Annotated in this window: 18 protein-coding genes and 1 pseudogene; 5 read left to right on the forward strand and 14 right to left on the reverse strand. The window is 39.0% G+C overall.

The window, feature by feature from the left end:
* Positions 1–17: 17 nt before the first annotated feature.
* Entirely contained in the window at positions 18–1,190 is a 1,173-nt protein-coding gene (locus NYZ99_RS09770) for a peptidase MATCAP family protein (protein WP_260575078.1), read from the forward strand.
* 36 nt (positions 1,191–1,226) lie between these two features.
* Here the strand turns inward: NYZ99_RS09770 and NYZ99_RS09775 are convergent, their stop codons facing one another.
* The 11 genes from NYZ99_RS09775 to NYZ99_RS09825 form a co-directional block, all read right to left on the reverse strand.
* Positions 1,227–1,700, reverse strand: coding sequence for a DUF1206 domain-containing protein (locus NYZ99_RS09775; protein ID WP_260575079.1), 474 nt, complete (start codon positions 1,698–1,700; stop codon positions 1,227–1,229).
* 66 nt (positions 1,701–1,766) lie between these two features.
* The gene (locus NYZ99_RS09780) at positions 1,767–2,009 is read right to left on the reverse strand and encodes a DUF1206 domain-containing protein (RefSeq protein WP_260575080.1); all 243 of its coding nucleotides are present in this window, start codon (positions 2,007–2,009) and stop codon (positions 1,767–1,769) included.
* A gap of 71 nt (positions 2,010–2,080) precedes the next feature.
* A complete protein-coding gene (locus tag NYZ99_RS09785) occupies positions 2,081–2,485 on the reverse strand; it encodes a thiol-disulfide oxidoreductase DCC family protein (RefSeq protein WP_260575081.1) in 405 nt (134 codons plus the stop codon).
* Positions 2,486–2,515: 30 nt separating this feature from the next.
* Positions 2,516–3,052, reverse strand: a complete 537-nt coding sequence (locus NYZ99_RS09790) for a helix-turn-helix transcriptional regulator (RefSeq protein ID WP_260575082.1) — start codon at positions 3,050–3,052, stop codon at positions 2,516–2,518.
* A gap of 237 nt (positions 3,053–3,289) precedes the next feature.
* Positions 3,290–4,384 (reverse strand): tetratricopeptide repeat protein, encoded by a 1,095-nt coding sequence (locus NYZ99_RS09795; protein WP_260575083.1) that lies wholly within the window; start codon positions 4,382–4,384, stop codon positions 3,290–3,292.
* An 81-nt stretch (positions 4,385–4,465) separates the two neighbouring features.
* The gene (locus tag NYZ99_RS09800) at positions 4,466–4,735 is read right to left on the reverse strand and encodes a hypothetical protein (protein WP_260575084.1); all 270 of its coding nucleotides are present in this window, start codon (positions 4,733–4,735) and stop codon (positions 4,466–4,468) included.
* Positions 4,713–4,973 (reverse strand): hypothetical protein, encoded by a 261-nt coding sequence (locus tag NYZ99_RS09805; protein WP_260575085.1) that lies wholly within the window; start codon positions 4,971–4,973, stop codon positions 4,713–4,715. Before NYZ99_RS09805 ends, NYZ99_RS09800 begins: the two co-directional genes overlap by 23 nt.
* Positions 4,970–5,692, reverse strand: a complete 723-nt coding sequence (locus NYZ99_RS09810; protein WP_260575086.1) for a tetratricopeptide repeat protein — start codon at positions 5,690–5,692, stop codon at positions 4,970–4,972. The genes NYZ99_RS09805 and NYZ99_RS09810 overlap by 4 nt, the downstream gene beginning before the upstream one ends.
* An 11-nt stretch (positions 5,693–5,703) precedes the next feature.
* Positions 5,704–6,231, reverse strand: coding sequence for a hypothetical protein (locus NYZ99_RS09815; RefSeq protein ID WP_260575087.1), 528 nt, complete (start codon positions 6,229–6,231; stop codon positions 5,704–5,706).
* Entirely contained in the window at positions 6,228–6,818 is a 591-nt protein-coding gene (locus NYZ99_RS09820; protein ID WP_260575088.1) for a helix-turn-helix transcriptional regulator, read from the reverse strand. The genes NYZ99_RS09815 and NYZ99_RS09820 overlap by 4 nt, the downstream gene beginning before the upstream one ends.
* Before the next feature lie 73 nt (positions 6,819–6,891).
* Entirely contained in the window at positions 6,892–8,094 is a 1,203-nt protein-coding gene (locus tag NYZ99_RS09825) for a tetratricopeptide repeat protein (protein ID WP_260575089.1), read from the reverse strand.
* Positions 8,095–8,406: 312 nt separating this feature from the next.
* Between NYZ99_RS09825 and NYZ99_RS09830 the strand changes: the two genes are divergently transcribed.
* Positions 8,407–9,963 (forward strand): thiol-activated cytolysin family protein, encoded by a 1,557-nt coding sequence (locus NYZ99_RS09830; RefSeq protein WP_260575090.1) that lies wholly within the window; start codon positions 8,407–8,409, stop codon positions 9,961–9,963.
* Between the two features lie 139 nt (positions 9,964–10,102).
* Here the strand turns inward: NYZ99_RS09830 and NYZ99_RS09835 are convergent, their stop codons facing one another.
* Positions 10,103–12,274 carry an endonuclease MutS2 gene (locus tag NYZ99_RS09835; RefSeq protein WP_260575091.1) on the reverse strand — a complete coding sequence of 724 codons (2,172 nt, stop codon included), beginning with the start codon at positions 12,272–12,274 and terminating at the stop codon, positions 10,103–10,105.
* 179 nt (positions 12,275–12,453) lie between these two features.
* Between NYZ99_RS09835 and NYZ99_RS09840 the strand changes: the two genes are divergently transcribed.
* Entirely contained in the window at positions 12,454–13,521 is a 1,068-nt protein-coding gene (locus NYZ99_RS09840; RefSeq protein ID WP_260575092.1) for a tetratricopeptide repeat protein, read from the forward strand.
* Positions 13,522–13,645: 124 nt separating this feature from the next.
* Here the strand turns inward: NYZ99_RS09840 and NYZ99_RS09845 are convergent, their stop codons facing one another.
* The gene (locus tag NYZ99_RS09845; protein ID WP_260575093.1) at positions 13,646–14,056 is read right to left on the reverse strand and encodes a hypothetical protein; all 411 of its coding nucleotides are present in this window, start codon (positions 14,054–14,056) and stop codon (positions 13,646–13,648) included.
* A gap of 173 nt (positions 14,057–14,229) precedes the next feature.
* Between NYZ99_RS09845 and NYZ99_RS09850 the strand changes: the two are divergent.
* Together NYZ99_RS09850 and NYZ99_RS09855 are read left to right on the forward strand one after the other, a co-directional pair.
* Positions 14,230–14,894: pseudogene (locus tag NYZ99_RS09850) on the forward strand (uracil-DNA glycosylase).
* A gap of 75 nt (positions 14,895–14,969) precedes the next feature.
* Entirely contained in the window at positions 14,970–15,401 is a 432-nt protein-coding gene (locus NYZ99_RS09855) for a response regulator (protein ID WP_260575094.1), read from the forward strand.
* Here NYZ99_RS09855 and NYZ99_RS09860 read toward each other — a convergent pair.
* Positions 15,398–16,249, reverse strand: coding sequence for a substrate-binding domain-containing protein (locus NYZ99_RS09860; RefSeq protein ID WP_260575095.1), 852 nt, complete (start codon positions 16,247–16,249; stop codon positions 15,398–15,400). The two genes, NYZ99_RS09855 and NYZ99_RS09860, sit on opposite strands and share 4 nt — an antisense overlap.
* Positions 16,250–16,256 lie beyond the last annotated feature (7 nt).

A 16,256-nucleotide genomic window follows, 5' to 3' on the forward strand; every position in this document is an offset into this window, starting at 1 on the left:
GATTTCCGTTTTTAAATATGGAAAATGGTAAAGATGCTATGGAGCTCAGAAAAGAGTATCCCTATGTTTTTCAAATTGATGGTAACCTCAATCGCCTGATAAAAGGCATTGAACTTCTAAGTTACGTTAACCCATTAAACGGCGAAAAGGAGAAACAGGCCTTTTTTTCATCAAAGTATACTCAGAATCCTGAATTTAGATATCCAAAATTAAAATTCGACCCTTACAAACTACACCGCATGTTCTTTTCCCAGCGGTTGGAACGCATAAGGGACGAAAAGTTGAAAGCAGCCTATCAAGAAATTATTTATTATTATTCCAATATGGTCCAATGTATAGAAAGTATTGGACAAAAAAATAGGTTTCATTATAACTCTCTTAGGGTATACGGATCCCCAACCGAAAAGGACGTAGAAAACGCAAAGTATATCTTACATTTTGCTGATGAGGAGGCAACTGCGGATATGGAAAAGATTTATACTCCTGAGGATGCCAAGGAATACTTTGAAAACTTCGCACGTCAATATGATTTTCCGTTAAATATCAAATATTCTACAAGTATTGCCGCTGATGCCATGGTAAGCAATGCCACGAAGACACTTTTCATTAAAAGGAACACCAAATTCAGTAAAAACCAATTACTGACCCTGGCCAATCATGAAATAGGGGTGCACCTCGTTACCACGTATAATGCAGAAAAGCAGCCGTTAAAGATATTTTCCAATGGATTTCCAAAAAATGTGGAAACCCAAGAGGGGCTGGCTGTTTTTAGCGAGTATACCAGTGGTGCCCTGACCTTAAAAAGACTAAAGGAGTTGTCCCATAGAGTATTGGCTTCGGATAGTCTGATAAAGGGTTATAGCTTTGCCGACACCTTTGATTTAATTCATTCCCAGTACAAGTTAAATAGGGATTCAGCCTTTTCCATTACACTAAGAGCACATAGGGGAGGAGGGTTTACAAAAGACCGTCTATATTTAAGTGGCCTTCGCAAGATATACAAGCGCTATTTACAAGGAAAGTCAATGGATGTACTTCTTTCGGGCAAAGTGTCATTGGATTCCGAAGAGTTTATAGAGCATTTACTCCAAAAAGGTTTGGCGGTTGCCAACACATTTGACAATCTAGCCTACAACACCAATAAAAACGAAAATAAAACTTTGGATTTTATTTTGAATAACCTTAAGTAATCCTTTTATAATCGTATTGTTTCTTGATCTTTTCCGTTATCCAAAAGAACGATACTTCGCCATAGTGAACATATAAATACCATAACAGGCTAACCCGGCAGCAACAATCCCCATTAGCCAAGGTCCGGAAGAGTTTTCCTGTAAAAACGAAAAGGCATTTGCCGTGCCTTTCATTTGATCTGTATTTCCTCCTCCAAACGAAAAACCAGCCATGATAAAGAAATAAGCAATAATACCGACCAAAATACCACGTGAAGTAAGACCAGCATACCCCATATTTTTTATAAAATTCCTCTTTGTAGTATCGGACATGGCCTTTAGATTAAATTTCGAGATAAAGGTACCCTTGTAAGCCTTAATGAATTGGTAAATACTTTTTCCCGCTAAGCAAATCCCTATAGCAATAAATATATATTGTTGGTATTCCGATGGAATGATGGACGTTTTATTTCCACCTCCGTTTCCTGTCCGGGAAAATGCGTTTAAAATGGAGAAAAAACCTAGCCCCATGTAAATTAGGCCGCTAATGAAGAAACTAATACGTTTTATGGTGCCTTTACCATCAGTACCTATATTTTACGGGTCTTGTACGCTTTGTATAAATCGCCACAAAGCATAACAACACAGACCAACACCCAAAGCAACCAAAATAAACTTCCCAAAGGGTTGTCTCTCCAAAAAATCTATTACCTCTAACTTTCCCGCTTTTTGACCTCCGAGATTAAAAGCGGTCAAAAAGGCCAATACTCCTGTTACCAAATACACTATACCTTTAGCGGCAAAACCAGTTCGTGCCGCTTTTACAATTTTATCATCCATAACTCCAAGGTCTTATATTTTTTCAAAAAAGAGTGACTTGTAAGCTTTGGTTGTTAATCCATTCGAATCTATTAAAGAAATTTTGATTTAATCTCAGGGGTAGGGATCATGCAATCCTTTCTTTTACCGAACCATGCGTATCGATTTCGGGCTATAAAATCATATACGATATTTCGTAACTTACTAGGAATCAATTGTAAAAATTTTGAAAGAGTTCGATAGCCTTTAAGTTGCTGGCCAATTTCCAATGCAGCATCAGACTTGATATAATAGGCCACGCCTAGATCAATTAAAATGACGGAATCTATGCTTTTAAAATCTATATTTCTTTCCTGAAGTAGTTTTTTGCCAATATCACTCTGAAGAGAAGCAAATTGGAAAATATTCTTGCGGTCCCTTTTTATGACAAATTGCACAAATCCGTTGCAGACATTGCAAACTCCGTCGAATAGAATAATTTTTTTAGTCGCACCCACAACACAAAGATACTGCAGCCTTGTTAATAGTTATAAAGTATTCAAAAATTGGTTCAGATCTGTTTCTTTGTCCAGTCCCAATTTCTTTTTCAAACGGTATTTAGATTTTAGGATACTATCAGGAAGCACATTTAAGGTAGCTGCAATTTCCTTAGTGGTGAGGTTCATTCGTAGGAAGGCCGCCAAGCGTATTTCCTTTTCGGATATTTCCGGATAAATGGTCTTTAGTTTTTGATCAAAGTCGTTATGGACATCAGCGAAATAGCTTTTAAAGACCTCCCAATCCTTGTCTGATGCATTTTCCTTTTTCAGCAACATTACGATGCGCCTGAATTCCATTTTAAACTTCTCCGGAGAATTCTTTATATTTTCTAAGTTTTCCATAAGTTCCTGGATAAAGGTATTTTTTTGCACCGGATGTAGGGTCCGGCTGGCCAGCTCCTTTTGTTTGTGCTCGATTTCCTGCTGATAAATGGCTTCCTGTTTTTCCCTAGCAATTCGATTTTTCTTTATCCGTTGCCGAAAGCCAAAGAACAAAAGCCCGGAAACGGCTAGGGCAGAGGCCATACCTCCAGCATAAAGTCCCTTTTGAAGCTGGTCCGCTTTGGATTGGGCATTTAAGGTTTTGATTTCTTCCTTTTGTAGGGTGATTTCGGCTACTTTTTTTTCAGTTTCATATATGGTCTTTAGTTCTTCAATCTGATTTGTCTTTTTAAGATTATAGATGCTGTCCCTATAACTTTCATATAATTTTCTATCCTTTAGGGCTGCCGATTGATTATTTAGAACTTCATATAATTCGGACTATAAAAGGCGAAGGTTGGATTGGTAATCCAATGACTTGACAGAATCAGCGATTTGCAGTGCAGCATTTATCGATGACATGCTATTGGCGAAATCTCCTGTAGCCTTGAATAATTCAGCTTTATTTTGTAAAACTTGCACCCTATTGTTTATAAAGCCTTTATTTTTATGAAATTCATAGCTTTTATCTAAAAATTCCTCTGCAAGAGAATATTCCTCAGTTTTAATATAGGCACCTCCCAAATTGGTATAACCGATAGCCGCCGTACCTTCTAAATTATATTTTTCGCTTATTTGAATACCGCTTTTAAAATTTTCAATGGCTTCTATTACATTACCCATGTCCAAATTGGAAGCGCCGATATCAATATAAGTCTCAGCCGCAAAAACATTATCATTCGTCTCGAGATACACCTTAAGAGCCTTTTCATAGTATTCAATGGATTCCCGATAATTTTGGAGATTATACTGTATATGGCCAATTTTTCGCAAAATATCAGCTTCCATGTAAGGTTTTGTTTCTAGTGTATCTAAAATTTGCAGGGCCTCCGAAAATTTTAGTTGAGCAATGTTATTGTTGCCTTTAGTCATATGTATTGTTCCCAAATGACCTATTGTAACACCATATTTTATAAAATCCTCAATTTTTTTGAAAAGTTCTATTGCCTGTTCGTATGTTTCAAAGGATTTGTCATATTCTCCCAGTAGGCCGTAATGATTACCGATATCAGAAAGTGCTACTGCCAAGGTTCTATCATCCTTAAGTTCAATTGCTAGTTCTTTTGTTTTAGTATGATAGTATATTGAGGAGTCCATATTGCCCAAATAATTGTGATTTGCACCCATTAGATGAAAGGATTCCATGACCTCATTCTTTAAATTATTGGAATTGGCGATATTTAGTCGTTTTTGGGCATACCATAGGGCCATTTTAGGGTTGCTATAAATGGTCTTATCATACAACTTGGTTAAGGTATCCAACTTCTGTTCAATTGTATAAGTGCCTTGCAGAAAAACAATAATACTATCCTGTCGAAATTCTTGGGTAAAACCAAGTAAAGGAATGATTAGAAGTGATTGCAAAAGCTTTTTCATAGGGTATTTAAGAATTGGTTCAAATCTGTTTCCTTGTCCAAACCCAGTTTCTTTTTTAACCTGTATTTAGATTTCAAAATACTATCTCGGCAATACATTAAGGGTAGCCGCAATTTCCTTGGTGGTAAGGTTCATTCTAAGAAATGCGGCCAATCGGATTTCCTTTTCTGATATATCAGGATAGATGGTCTTTATCTTTTGGTCAAAATCGTTGTGCACCTCCGCAAAATAGCTTTTAAAGACTTCCCAGTCTTTGTCCGATGCATTTTCCTTCTTCAACAACATTACAATACGCCTAAACTCCATCTTGAATTTCTCCGGAGAATTCTTAATATTTTCCAAGTTTTCCATGAGTTCCTGGATAAAGGTATTCTTTTGCACCAAGTGCAGGGTCTCGGCTTGTAAGCTCCTTTTGCTTGTGTTCTATTTCCTGTTGGTAAATGGCCTCCTGTTTTTCCCGAGCAATGCGGTTCTTTTTAATACGTTGGCGATAGCCAAAAACAGAAAGTCCAAAGAGGGCTAGAGCAGAGAACATGCCTCCTGCATAAAGGCCCTTGGTGAGTTTGTCAACTTTTGCTTTTTCGCTCAATGTTTTGATTTCCTCTTGCTGCAGGAGGATTTCGGCTTCCTTTTTTCGGTTTCATAGGCAACGGCCAAACGTTCGATCTCATCAAGCCGCTCCAAAGCTGCTATGGAATCAGAGACCAATTTGAACATCCGTGAATCCTGAAGCGCCTTTTCGAAATTTCCACTAAGTTCATAGGAAGTGGCACGATAATCGAATGCAACGGCTTTATCGGCTTTTCTATTGATGGAATCCGAAATTTTTATGGTTCGATCTAGTAGTGGAATGGCCATTTTAGGAAGTTTCATTTTATTGTAGGCATTACCCGGACCGTTTAGAGCCCACATTTCTGTTTTAGGAGCCTTGGTAATGTTTTTAGATATCTTCAATGACCTATTAAAATAGGGTACGCCTTTTTCCGGTTGCCCCAAACGCACATAGCTTCTTCCAAGACAGAAGCTTGTAATTGCGATCATATTGTGGTTTTCAAAATCCTCCGATATCTTAAGGCTTTTTTCAAAATATGGGATAGCTCCTTTTTCGTCACCCATCACTGAAACCCCATTGCCAATATTGTTCAACATGACTCCCACCATGGGCATATCGTTGAGGTCTTCATAGGCATTTAGTGCTCTTTTTTTATATTCGAGTGCTCGCTCATGATTAGAGGCATAGTGATAACTACTTCCCAAAGCCTTTAAAGCTGCTGCCTCTCTTGGTTTGTCCTTCATGGCTAAAGCCAATTCTAGGGCCTTTAATCCTTCTTCAATACTTTTTTTTGATCGTCCAAATTCGAATATACCGTTGCATTCAAATTGATATAGCGCAGCTTCAACAATGAGTCTTTTCGATTATCGGCTTTTAAGAGAAGATTCTTGGCGATCAATTCTAAGGCGCCGGCATAATTGGCTCTTAAATTTTCAACTGACGCGAGATAATATTGTATGAGTTTCGGTTTAAAAAGACTGTCCATCTCCCTAAATTTTTTATCAGCCGTATTAAAGTAATATGACGCGGAGTCACTCATGCTTTTATCTAAATAATAACGACCATACTGAAAGCTCGCTTCGGCCAGGGCGTAGGGATGTTCACTTTTTTGTGCCAAGCGCATAGCCTCTTTCATGCTGTCAAAGGCTTTTTCCGGAGATTTGATGAATAGACTATCAAATTTTTTTGAGTATTCCTTGATTTGACGTTCTATTGATAGAGTTTGGGAGGAATCCAGTTGTGCAATACAAACAGTGCAAAACAGAATATAAACCAAAGATGAAAACTGTCTCATAACGTATTTAGAAATTGCGTTAAATCGGTCTCTTTATCCAAGCCCAATTTCTTTTTCAATCGATACTTGGATTTTAAGATACTATCCGGGAGGACATTCAAGGTGGCCGCAATCTCTTTGGTAGTAAGGTTCATGCGAAGAAAGGCTGCCAACCGTATTTCCTTTTCTGAAATATCCGGGTAAATCGTCTTTAACTTCTGATCAAAGTCGTTATGGACATCGGCAAAGTAACTTTTAAAGACCTCCCAATCCTTGTCTGATGCATTTTCTTTCTTCAGTAACATGACGATGCGCCTGAATTCCATCTTGAACTTCTCCGGAGAATTCTTGATATTTTCCAAGTTTTCCATGAGTTCCTGGATAAAGGTGTTCTTTTGCACCAAGTGTAAAGTCCGGCTAGCAAGCTCCTTTTGTTTGTGCTCGATTTCCTGCTGGTAAATAGCTTCCTGCTTTTCCCTTTCCGTCCTATTTTTCTTCATTCGTTGCCGAAAGCCAAAGAACAAAAGCCCGTAAACGGCTAGGGCAGATGCCATACCAACCGCATATAGTCCTTTGGTCAATTTATCTACCTTGGCCTTTTCGTTCAATGTGCTTATCTCTTCCTGCTGTAGAGCAATTTCCGTTTCTTTTTTTTCCGTTTCATAAAGTGTTTGGAGCTGTTCAATTTGTCTCGGACTTTTGGGTACTAAAAATACTATCCTTAATAAGGTTCATCTTCAGTATATCGTCTAGGGCTTTTTTGTCCATTCCCCATAATGCATAAGATTTTGACCGAAATCCGAGTGCATTCTTTAATTCATTTGCTTGCCCTACTGAATCTGCCCAATAAATGGCTCTATTCAAATGTAACAATGCTCTTTCTTGGTCCCTCATCAATGCATAAGTGTATCCCGGATGATATTCATGTACAACCTTATTAGCTACACTTTCATCGTGCTCTATGTCTTTTACCGATTCTTCAAAAGCTTTTAAGGCGTTGGTATATTGACCTTTTTCGCGCAATGCTATAGCTAAATTCCCCAAAGCCAGTGCCTTCGACTCATTAAAATCATGCGCATTAGATATTGTAATACTTTGTTCATAGCTTTTAATGGCTTCGTCATAATCCTTTCTATTTAAGTAAACGTTTCCAATATCTGACCATACATAGGATTGAAATAAATAATCACTTTCCTTTATATATATGGTATTAGCTTTATGGAGGTAATCCAGTGCGTCATCATAATCTTCTTCCTGATAATTGAGTTTGGCTATATTCCTATATACATCTGCACGCCTAAAAATGTCCCTAGGGATGGTATCCAAAACACTAAGGGCCTTTTTAAACCCTTTCATTGCATTTACAAAATCACCTTGTTCGTAAAAATGATAAGCCCTATTGTTCAGAGTCACCCCATAGTTAAGATAATCCCTTTCTTCCAAATTCATTGTTGCCACTGTATCCATAAGTAATATAGCCCTGGTATAATTTCCGTTCTGACCTTCGATCACTGAAATGTTTGCCATTGAGCTAGCCAAATTCCTTTGAATGGAGTACTCTTTTGACACAGAAATGGCTTTTTGGTAATAAAACAAGGCGCTATCCATAATTTGTAATGCTCCAAAGCCGTTTGCCTTCAGAAAATAGCCATCGGAAATACCTTCTCCATAATCGCTATGTATACTTATGGTAGATATCTTATTAGCAAAAGAGATGGATTTTCTTGAATCATTATACATGTGAAATTCAGCCAGCTGAGATAGTACATCAACACTATCTTTATAACTATCAGCCTGATTTAAGAGTTGATTTAAGCTATCCAATCTCTCGTTATTCTCTTGGGATAACAGAATTGAGCATGGGAACAACAAAAAAAACGCCATTTTTTTCGAAAGCCACATATTGGAAATCAATTAATCATTGTACTTACTACAAGTTAGCCTTAATTCCTACAAATTCAAGCCTGTCCATGCTTTGTCCATGATTTTTGACAAAATTCAAAAATTGAAATTTAATTTAAATTACTGATTTACAGTATTTTAAATAAATATTTTGAATAGGACTATTTTAAATGTCCATATCCAAAATTTACAATCTCTCATAAAGATGTCCATCTTTTGTCCATGGACAATTTTAGGTAAGGGCCTGATTTCGTGATAATTTCGGTGGTGTTGAATCCAATAAACCGTAAAATTATGAAAACAATCAATTTTAAAAACATGAACGGAATGTCCTTAACGTTGGCCATTCTTTTATTAGCAATCAGTTCTTGTAGCAAGGACACCATTGATGGCCCGGAGAAAAATGAAGGCGTGAGTGGCGTAGAGGCCGATAGTATTAACGCATATATCGCTAGACTATCCTATGATCCCGATGCTCTTTTAAATGTTCAAAGCACACCTGGATCAGAAACCCGGGTGGTGAGCAACAATTCAAGCAATAGTTTGGGCGAAGTAACCGAATGTAGGACCAACGAGTATGACATTCGTTCCAATTTTGAGGATGTAGCTATTTTCGACCCAACTTTGGGTGTGGTTTATCCTGGGGCCTTGGTAATAGGAAATAATCAGATGTTGGATGGTTCCCCACAACCGTTACAAATTGACCGGGCCGCCATGCAATTACGGCTAGACCTTCCAGGGATTGGTGAAAAAGGTACTTTAAACGTTGATAAACCGAATTATGGAACCGTCCAAACAGCGTTGGATGACGGATTAGAGTACTGGAATAGTGAAATTGCTCCCCAAGGATATGAAATTGCTTCCAACGCCTACTATGAGTCAACGACGGCGTATACGTCCCAACAGATGAGTTTAGACTTGGGAGTAGGCGTAGAGTGGGCAAGTGGTTCCTCGTTTGAATCACAATTCAGTTACAGTAGTACCTCACAAAAAAGGGTAGCGGCCATACTTTACAGACAGGTCTTCTATGAAGTAACCATGGTTACCCCGGATTCGCCTGCAGACGTTTTTGGAAGTTCAGTAGACCTTAACAGAGTTCAATCCTTAATGAACTCGGACACACCTCCAGCCTATGTAAGTTCCGTACAATACGGTAGAATAATTATGGTACGTATGGAAACCACCAGTACGGAAACAAGTGTAGAATTAGATGCCGCCTTGGAGTACGCCAGTATTGGGAAAGACGTTAATGCGGATGTAGAGGCTAAATACAAATCGATTTTGGAACAATCCACCATCAACGTGGTAACCATTGGAGGAAATGCCGAAGTGGCTTCACGCGTAATTACGGGAAGTGATGTGGCATCCTCAGGCGGGCTTAACTATGTAATTAATGAGGGAGCCCTTTATAGTAGAGATAATCCAGGAGCTCCTATAGCATATACAGTTAAGTATTTAAAGGACAATCGTGTTGCAAAAATGGGATATAATACGGATTACAGGATTGAAGAATGCCAAAAATATTCCTATGTACATAAAAATGCCAGATTGAAAAAAACAATCGGAGTGGATGTCCGGTTTAGATTTTCATATAAAGAAAAAGGAACTCAAACGACAAAACAGACCAGTTGGGAAAAGGTCGACAAGAACAACATATTCTTCAATATGGCCCCTCCGAACGGAGCACATGATGTTCATATTCAATTTGAATTTTGGGATCTTGTATGGAAAACCATGGGAGAGTACAATCCGGGGTATATAAGTAGCGAAAAATGCTATGAAGCCTATTGCTCCAAATCCTTCTTGGGAATCTGTACGGAATATACCATACGATCTGTTAGTTGTAATTAGCGTTTATGTTTTGAGAAATGCAGTCGGCCTCTCAAGTTGGGATTCAACAACTTGATGCCGGCTGTTTTTGTATGGACAGATGCAAATTTTGACTACTAAAATCGTATATGATAAAATGTATTCGTTTGAAAATCAATGTCTATTTTGATTTTTCAACCAAATCTAACTGGTCAATACTTACATTGGTAGTAAACATTCCATAATTTACTATTGCCTTTCCTTTTTCCAGGGAATCAATCGTGCCAACTGCCTTTCCATCCAACATTCGAACTCGATCTCCAACCTTAAAAATGGGTCGTGGTTTGTTTTTCTCCTTTTGAATAGATTTTTTCTTTTCAACCTTCTTCTTTTCGCGGATAACCTCGACCTCTTTTTGTACTTCTTGGGCCACCTCGGCCTTTTTGGCCCGTTCCTTTTTTGCTTCCGCTGCCGACTTTTTCTTGCGTTTGCTGTTTTCGGTCTCTACAATCCTAAGTAACTCGGAAATCAATGGTCGCTTCTTGTTGTTTTGAAAATATTTGTCCGCAGCAATATTGACTTTGTTGCCCAACTGAATCATTCGCTGGTCATGGTCATACAATTCTTGGTAATTCTCAAGTTTCGACTTTATCTTGGCATTTAATTTTTCCAACCGTTCCGCTTCTTCACGTGCCTTGTTTTCCTCTTCCTTGAGTTTGGAACCTGTTTCGGCCATTTTATTTCGTTCCTTTTGCAATTTGGCGATGGTGGCATCAAACCGAACCTTTCCACGCTCAATTTTCTTTTTGGCCTTGTTGATGAGCGAGTAGGGGATACCGTTTTTTTGAGCAACTTCAAAAGTAAAGGAACTTCCAGCCTGCCCTAAGATCAATTGAAAGGTAGGTTCCAGGGTCTTGCTGTCAAAAAGCATATTCGCATTGGTCGCATGTGGCAGTTCATTCGCAAGGGCCTTTAAATTGGCATAGTGGGTGGTAATCACTCCATAGGAACCACGTTCATAGAACACCTCCAAAAAGGTCTCCGCCAAGGCCCCGCCCAATTCAGGGTCACTTCCAGTTCCAAATTCATCTATTAAGAACAATGTCCTATCGTTGCATCGTTTCAAAAATTGATTCATGTTTTTAAGCCGATAACTGTACGTACTTAAATGATTTTCAATGGATTGGTTATCTCCAATATCCGTCAATATCTTTTGGAAAAAGCAGACTTCGCTACGTTCATGCACCGGAATCAATAATCCACTTTGAAGCATAACCTGCAAAAGTCCTATAGTTTTTAAGGTGATACTTTTCCCCCCGGCATTTGGATCAGAAATCACTATGATTCGGTTCTCCGGATGCAACTCTATGGTCTGTGGAAAGGTTTTTTCCCCCTTTCTCAAATTGCTCAGAAAAAGTAGAGGATGATAGGCATCCCTTAAGAACATCCTTCTAGTATTGTTCAATGAAGGCTTTAGAGCATTGATATCTTGTGCGTACTTCGCTTTTGCCGCTGTAACGTCTACCTGTGTCAAATAATCCTGATAATCGCTTAAAAGCGCTCTAAATGGTCTTATCTGATTTGTTAGCTGGTTTAATATGCGTTGTATTTCTTCCTTTTCGTCAAATTCAAGATTATTAAGTTCCCTACTGTATTTCAAGGCGGCCTCCGGTTCTATGTAGACAATACTTCCCGTTTTGGATGTACCCATGACCGCTCCACGTACTTTTTTCCGATACATGGCCTTTACCGCCAACACTCTCCTGTTGTCAACCACAGATTCCCTGATTTCATCCAAATAATCAGAAGATTGATAGGTTCCCAAGGCTGCACTGAAGCTTTGACTTATCTTTCCCCGTACCTGATTTATTTGTCTCCGTATGCGCAATAGGTTTTCTGAAGCATTGTCCTTTACTTCTCCAAAGCGGTCAATGACGTTGTTCACAAGGTCCGGAATTTCCTTATTAGGTTCCAGTTCCGAGGCGACATTATGTAAAAGGGGATAATATTCCTGAAACTTTTTGAAAAACTTTTGATGGGTCAGCACGGTATCGCAGATACTGGCGATACGTTTAAACCCCTGTAGTTCTAACGTAGTGTTTTCGATTTTCAAAAGTCTCAGCTCACCGTTGATGCCGTCAAAACCATGGTTGGGTATGCTATTCTCACTAATCAATGATGATAAGTATTCGGAGGTCAATCCTAGGGAATGCTCCATCCGGGCTTCAGTCCCGTAAGGTATTATTTCCAATGCCGATTCTTTGCCCAACGGAGTATTGCAGCGTGCGGAAATCTGCTGTAACACTTTAGGGAATTCAAGGTCTTGAAGCGTTTTAGGATGAATCTGAGCCACAAAATAGGTTTAAATCGCCGCAAAGGTAATTATTGCCTCGAATATAGGAAATACGTGCTGTAGTTGCCTATATCAGAGCCCTGTTCGATGAAAAACACAATATTGCGCCTATTTTTTTGTTATAGAGAAAAGATTTTCAGTCTGTTACCTTATTCGGAAATCAAAATAGCAGTAAGAATATGAAATATATTTCCCAAGTTTTGATAGTTTTTACACTCACGATTTTAGGGGTAGGGTGCTCTACCACCAAAGAAGTGGCCATAACTTTCAAAGAACCTTCACCGGTAACCCTAACTAATGAAATCAAAACTATTGGTATCATTGATGCTACGGAACAATCATTGGTAAAATTGGAGGGCCAAAGTAACCTTGACGCTGTGGCCGCAAGTGATGAACAATGGCTCAGTGTTAATGGAACAGAAGCCAGTATTGAAGGTTTACTGGACGCCCTTTCTAAAGACAGAAGATTTCAAGGGGTCAAACTCATTGATAGGTCGGATATCGCCAAAAGCTTAGGATCGGTGCAGTTGGATCAGGCTACTTGGAACAAAATTGGTGAATTGTGCAAAGAAAACAAGGTGGATGCCATATTTGCGCTGGCGCATTTCGATGTAGACACCAGACTAACGGTTAGAAAGGCCACTATTACGGAGACGGATCTCATGCGAACGCAACAGCGGGTAAAAGGACAGGAAATCACCATGGAAACCCTCATTGAAAATGGCTGGAGAATTTTTGATCCCAACAAAAAGGAAATAATCGATGAAATAGTAACCAATGACCAGCTAATAACATCATCACAAGGAAAGGACTTAACAGAAGCCTTCAATAATTTAGGCGGCCGGAGACAGAGTGCCTTGGACTTCAGCAAAAATACGGGTGTGGCTTATGGACAGAGGCTGTTGCCCTATGAACAACAAGTACTGAGGGAATATTTTGTGAAAGGAGACAAAGGGCTCAATGAGGCCCACGTATTAATTCAAGAGGGACAAATAGCCGAAGCTAAAAACAGATTGAAGCCTTTGGTTATGGATGAAAATACGGATCTTGGCAGCAAGGCAAGTTACAACCTTGCCGTTTTAAACGAGTATCAGGGAGATGTAGAGGCAGCCGTTGAATGGACATTAAAATCTATTGAATTAAAAAGAAGACCTTTAAACGAAGAATATTTGAAGATCCTCAAAAGCCGACAAACAAAGAATATATTGCTTCAGCAACAATATCCGGAAATAGGCTCCTTGGACTGAATCCTATAAATACTTTCTGCTGACATATTTCAATAAATTGTCAGATATCCATTTCCCGTGAAATGGCTCCATAATGACGTTTGGGTACCATGGAATTCCGAATCCTAATTAAAATCAAGACAATTTAATGGGCCTCCGAAGTTGCTGCCCAAATATCCTGTTGTTCCCTAGTTGGTTTTAAGATTGGTTGTATTTGAGGCTTTATACGGATATATTCCCTGAGTCGGTAGGATTCCAAAACGTCTGCCATATCCATGGTCTCTTTGCTTGAAAGCTGCTTAAATAGTTCGTATTTCGCCATTGGGGAAAGGGAGTCATCGTTTTCAATCGCCTTTTTCTTCACTAAAAATTTGGCAATTGTTCCTTGAAATTCCAAGGCCTGTTCTGTCCCCATGACCAAACGAGGCTGGTATTTTGCAGTAATATCCACTGCCTCCGAGCGTATCTTACCATCTATCTTAAGGGCATATAAAGTTTGGCCCGATAATCGAAATGAATAGAAAACGACAATAACCGTTATTAACACCGTTTTCAAAATAAAGTTTTTCTTCATAACAAACCAGGTATTAATGGATATAAAATGTAAGGATTTTATGCCTTTTTGTCAAGTATATAATTCCTAAGGCCCATAAATACAAGGAGTACCTTCATTTAGGTTTGCGATTCACTGTATTAAAACTAGCTTTGTCAAAAAAGACAATTAGAATTATGAATGTACGAATGGAATCGGGTTGGAAGTCTCAACTAAAGCCGGAATTTGAGAAGCCGTATTTCACGGAATTGATTCAATTTGTAAAGGAGGAATACTCCCAACATACTTGTTATCCCAAGGGAAGCGACATATTTGCGGCATTTGACCATTGTACCTTTGAAAATACCAAGGTTGTAATACTGGGCCAAGACCCCTATCATGGTCCTGGTCAAGCCAATGGCCTATGTTTTTCCGTCAAGGATGGAATTCCGCATCCTCCTTCTTTAGTTAATATTTTCAAGGAAATCGAAAACGATTTACAACAGCCTTATCCAAAAAGCGGAAATCCGGAGAGATGGGCCGATCAAGGAGTACTCTTATTGAATGCAGCATTAACTGTACGAGCCCACCAAGCGGGCAGTCATCAGGGTAAAGGATGGGAAACATTTACGGATGCCGTCATTAAAACCTTGTCCAACAAAAAGGAGCATATTGTGTTTTTGCTATGGGGTGGCTACGCCAAGAAAAAATGACATTGATCGATTCCAAAAGACATCATGTCTTGACATCGGGGCATCCGTCGCCACTAAGTGCCAATAGGGGGTATTGGTTTGGAAACCGTCATTTTTCAAGTTGTAATAAATTATTATCCCAATGGTACAATAAAACGATTCAATGGTAAGTTGTATGTGTAAGTAAAATTTGTAGTATTTACATAGAAAATTCTTAATTAACCTAAAGTAAACTCCCCCTAACTATGAAAAAGTTTGAAAACATACACTCTATCCTGTTGATTGATGATGATGAATCGAGCAATTTTCTTCATTCGATATTCATAAATAAATTAGGCCTTGATATTGAAATAAATACCGCCCTGAACGGTCAAGAAGGACTAGATTTCATATTGGAGAAAGGGCTAGAAAAGTTATCTCTGCCTTGCATGGTCATGTTAGATCTTAGAATGCCAATAAAGGATGGTTGGGAATTCATGCGAATGTATGAGGAACAGGTTCCCGAGGAACTAAAGGAACAATTGGTAATAGTTTTGGTCACCGTTAGCGATAACCAGGAAGATAGGGATAGGGCAGAGGCCAATCCTTACATCATGGATTACGCCCAAAAACCATTATCTGACAGCACATTTAAAAAACTGATCGCTAAGCACTTCAGCTTGGAGCAAGTAGTTTAGTCCAGGGCCAAATAACTTTCTACCGGTAATTTATTGTCAATAAGTTTTAGTTTTAACAAGGTTTCCAATACATTTTCCAAAGTGTTGGGGGAAAGTTGTTTTTGGCTCCATGCCGTTTTGGACAACCATTCTTGAATATCCTCCAATTTTTGACCATATCTATTAGCAAGGGTACGGTCAATACTGGGGATACTTTTAAATTCCGAGGTGTAGAGATCGATGATTTCCTTTACATGATCGATAAGATTTGGGGATTGTTCCAAGAATTTATGCGTAGCAACCAGCATAAAACAGGGCCAAGGTGTTGGACAATCTCCCAATCTTCTAAATATACCCTTATCTACCAGTGGTTTTGTGGTAAAGTGTTCCCACATAAAATAGTCGGCACTGCCTTCAGTAAGGCTCAGAACGGCACCGTCGAGATTGTTTATGACCTCGAATCGCAGTACATCAGGGTCCCAGCCCTCATTACGGGCCTGCACATAGGCCATTAAATGACTTCCACTTCCATATCTGCTAATGGCCGCCCTAGCACCCTTTAAATCGCTTAATTTCTTAAAATTGCTTTTAAAACCTACATGAACTCCCCAGAGCAGTGGAGAAGCAATATATTCCTGGATAATTTTGACCGGGTTTCCTTCTGTTATACTTTTAACGATACCTTCGGTAAGAATAATGGCCAAATCAGATTCCCCTTCGGCCAACATTTGACACATCTTTCCAGTGCCCTCAGGAATATCTTCCCATTGTAGGTCAATTCCACGCTGTTCAAAGGCCCCTTCCTCTATGGCCAAATGCCATGGTAGATTAAAATGTTCCGGAACACCTATTATTTTGACTTTTTTCAATTTGCAG

The organism is Maribacter litopenaei (assembly GCF_025244665.1).
Lineage (GTDB): Bacteria > Bacteroidota > Bacteroidia > Flavobacteriales > Flavobacteriaceae > Maribacter > Maribacter litopenaei.